Raw genomic sequence first — 995 nt, forward strand, 5'->3', positions numbered from 1 at the left:
GGTGCGTTGTGGCCGCGATAGCCGGCGTCGGCGAGGATGCGGCCGATCTCGTTGCCGATGGTCTTTTCCATGTCGGGGATGACGCTTGCCAGCGTGTGGCCGTCATAGGGATTGCCGGGCAGTGCTTTTGCATGCAGGGCGAACTGGCCGCCCCTGGAGCGCTTCAGCGTGGTGGCCACCGACACCTTCACCCCGAACTCGTAGGGCGCATGCGCCTTGCCCTTGCCGATGCATTCCACCTCGTGTGCGTGCAGGCTGTAGATCTTGCGGCCGCGCTGGCGCTGGCGTTGCTCGAGAACGGTGGCGGCCTGGTAGAGCGGCCATTTGAACAGCGCGTCCAGCCCCTGATCGCCGGCGATCTGGCGACCAATGTCGCGAATGGTCCGGCCGAGATAGGTCTTGAGCTTGCGTAGCGCCTTGTTGGCCCGCTTGAACTGCTTGGCGTGGGCATAGCGCTGGTGGCTGATCAGCGCCAGCTTGCCGACCCGCACATAACTCTGGCGCAAATGGAGACCCGTCCTCTTGGCCAGCCGCACCAGCCGTTCGCGTGCCCGATGGATGAGCTTGGCGTCGGTCGGGAACATGACGTTCTTCGGCTGCACGGTGGTGTCGACGATCACCTGGCGCGTGTCGGCCGGTTTCATCGCCCCGGTCTTGACCGCGAGGCTGAGGCTCTCCTGCAACAGCACCATGATCCGCTCCTCGCCCATACGGCTGCGCCAACGCGTCATCGAGGAGCGGTCGAACGGCAGCGTATGGCAAAAGAACGTCTCGCCGGTGAGATACTGGAAATAAGGGTTCTCCACCCAGCGCTCGCACAGCACCTCATCCGACAGGTTGAAGGTGTGCTTGAGGATCGCCAGCCCCGCCATCAGCCGGGTCGGCAGCGGCGGCATGCCGGGGCCGTCCGAATAGACGGCGCCGAAACGCTCCTCCAGCACCGGCCAGTCGATCGCCTGCGCCAGCCGCACCAGCTCGTGCTTCATGTTGATGAT

General features: G+C 64.7%; 1 protein-coding gene. It reads right to left on the minus strand.

The annotated features are described in order from the left end of the window. Nucleotides 1-995 (minus strand): IS5 family transposase (locus tag EN850_RS33350; protein ID WP_136092920.1); only part of this gene is annotated, 995 nt, incomplete at both ends.

It is taken from the genome of Mesorhizobium sp. M8A.F.Ca.ET.207.01.1.1, assembly GCF_004794715.1.
GTDB lineage: Bacteria > Pseudomonadota > Alphaproteobacteria > Rhizobiales > Rhizobiaceae > Mesorhizobium.